General features: G+C 43.9%; 3 protein-coding genes. 1 reads left to right on the forward strand and 2 read right to left on the reverse strand.

From position 1 onward, the window contains the following. Positions 1-239 precede the first annotated feature (239 nt). A complete protein-coding gene (locus tag ACEW8O_RS15435; protein WP_373495520.1) occupies positions 240-1,553 on the forward strand; it encodes an IS110 family transposase in 1,314 nt (437 codons plus the stop codon). Positions 1,554-1,668: 115 nt separating this feature from the next. Here the strand turns inward: ACEW8O_RS15435 and ACEW8O_RS15440 are convergent, their stop codons facing one another. Both ACEW8O_RS15440 and ACEW8O_RS15445 read right to left on the reverse strand, forming a co-directional pair. Further along, on the reverse strand, positions 1,669-2,067 hold the full coding sequence (locus ACEW8O_RS15440; protein WP_373495521.1) for a VOC family protein: 399 nt from the start codon (positions 2,065-2,067) through the stop codon (positions 1,669-1,671). A gap of 59 nt (positions 2,068-2,126) precedes the next feature. Further along, the coding region (locus ACEW8O_RS15445) for an RNA polymerase sigma factor (RefSeq protein WP_373495522.1) at positions 2,127-2,657 on the reverse strand (531 nt) is incomplete at its 5' end.

The following is a 2,657-nucleotide window of genomic DNA, read 5'->3' on the forward strand; positions in this document are numbered from 1 at the left end:
TCTGTCATTGGTAGTTTTTAAAATTTGGCATTTACAGAAAGGAAATGACGTATTAAATTTGCGGGAACTCTGTGCAGTATGGCCGATCTGAGTATAGTGCACTTGCCTGTATGGTAGTATGGTTCCGTGAGTGATAGACAGAAGTATGGTACAGCATTTAGCTTGTCCGCATGGTAGCCTTTTAGACTGTTATCCCACGGGCTCAGAGTTTTATTCTTACCATTTAATTCTTGAACTGTATGGAAAAGATTCATCAACATTCAGCCGGAATCGATATTGGCGCACGCAATATTTATATCGGTATCGAGGGGGAGCAGGTAGCTGTATTTGGCACCTTCACCCAGGATTTCAAAGATGCGGTGTCATATTTACTCTCCCACGGCATCAGGACTGTGGCCATGGAAGCCACCGGGAGTTATTGGATAATTCTTTTTGATGTACTGCAAGCTGCCGGACTGGATGTATGGCTGGTTGATGGCAGGCAGACAAGGCAGGTACCTGGAAGGAAGACCGATGTCAAAGATTGCCAATGGATAAACCAGCTGCACAGTTACGGTTTGCTAAACCGCTGTTTTGTGGCGGAAGGTCTGGTTAAAGAACTCAGAAGCTATCAGCGCTTACGGGAAGATCATATCAGAAGTGCTGCCATGCATATCAACCACATGCAAAAAGCCCTGGTCGAGATGAATCTTCGCCTTCCGCAAGTGTTGAGTCAGGTACAGGGCAAGAGTGGCCTGTCTATCATTGAAGCCATTTTGGCCGGAGAGCGCAACCCGCATGCTTTGTTGGCCCTGTGCCATGGAAGCCTCAAGAACAAAGCTGAAGATATCCTCAAGGCATTGGAAGGATACTACACCGAAACAGGTTTGTTCAGTTTGTTGCAGGCTTATGAGGCGTACAAGTTTTATCAGGGGCAAATCCTGGCATGTGATAAAAAGATTGAGGAGGTTTTGAGCCAGAACCAGAATCTCCCGCAAAATAAACCCAAAAGAAAAGAAAAGCCTGTAAGACACCATAAACCATCTGTGGATGGAATGGAAGACCATCTCAGATTATTGTTCGATGGGAAAGATGCCACCCAATTGTCAGGGATTACCTCTTACACATGGTTTCAATTGTACACAGAAACAGGCAATGATCTCAGTAAGTGGGAAACCGAGAAACACTTTACCAGTTGGCTGGGCTTATCTCCGGGACAAAACCATTCGGGTAAGTCAAGAAGAAATAAATCCAAGGGAAAACCGAAAGCAGGCCAAATATTCCGCACAATAGGCCAATCGCTGCTACAAAGTAAGCGGATAGCCTTGGGAGAGTTTGGGCGAAGGATAAGGGCAAGAAAAGGGTCAAGAATTGCGATCAAGGCGGTAGCGAGAAAATTGGCCGAACAGTACTGGCGACTCATGGTGAAAGGCCAAGATTTCGTGGAAAAAGGTGTAGAGGACTACAAAAACCGTTTGTTGGCGCAAAAAAAGAAGTATTTCCAAAAGCTCGCCATAGAACTAGATGAGAAAACCGCTTTGATGGAAATGTCACATAATCAATATGTTATATAATTTCCCAAAAATACGTCAATGGTAGGCACGAAGGATCTCCCGAGGTTCTATTTATGGTTTATATCTATCATTTACTGATCCTTAGGAGACCCTTCTCCCTATTTTCCAAAATGTATTATAATTTAAAAGTCACCTCAATCCTGTTTCCGTCCGGATCCAAAGTTTCGAATTCATAATACCCGTCGCCGGTTGTTCTGGGACCTCTGAGAATTTCATATCCTGCTTCCTTAAGCTCCATGGCTTTTGCATCCACCTCTTCCTTGGATCCGGCGCCAAATGCCAGATGGATTAATCCAAGGTGCTGTTTGGTCTTTCTGTCATTAAGGTTGGAGGGAATTCCATCCATCTGCATGATTTCCAATCTGGCACCTCCCGAAAAGCTGATAAAGTAGCTTTTGAATCCGGTCTTTTGGTTGAGATAAAGAGAATTGGTCTTCCCACCGAAATGCATGCAATAAAAAGCTTTCAGACTTTCCAGGTTTTCTGTCCAGAGTGCTACGTGTTCAAGGTTCATGGTTGTTCAGTTAGTATAAAGATCAAATTGTACCGGTTTTATGGAAAAACCAAAACAACCTAAGCTGACATCAATTTTGTGTTTCGCTCCATTGGCCTGATATTGAGCATTTTCTGGAGATGGGCCCTGGCCCTATTTAATTGGGATTTTGAGGTATTCTCACTGATATGCAGCTTCTGGGCAATTTCATGATGGGAAAATCCCTCTATGGCATACAGGTTGAAAACAGTTCTGTATCCGTTTGGAAGACTATTTATCAATTTCATCAGGTCCTCCACGGCCAAATCATCCGAAGGCTGATACTGAATGGGAGCCGGCAGAAGGCCATCCAAACCTATTTCCTTGTAAAGGTTTTTCTCTTTTTCGAGATACATCAGACATTCATTGACCATAATTCTCCTGATCCAGCCGCCAAAACTCCCCGTTCCTCTGAACTGATGGATGCGGTCAAAAACTTTCATAAAACCTACAATGAGAATATCCTCGGCAGTTGCGGTTTCTTGGACATATCTTAGACAAAGTGCATACATTTTAGGGGAATATCTTTCATAGACCTCCTTTTGCATGGCCGGGTTTTTTTCCTGGCACCC

This window comes from Aquiflexum sp. (genome assembly GCF_041749095.1).
Taxonomy (GTDB): domain Bacteria; phylum Bacteroidota; class Bacteroidia; order Cytophagales; family Cyclobacteriaceae; genus Aquiflexum.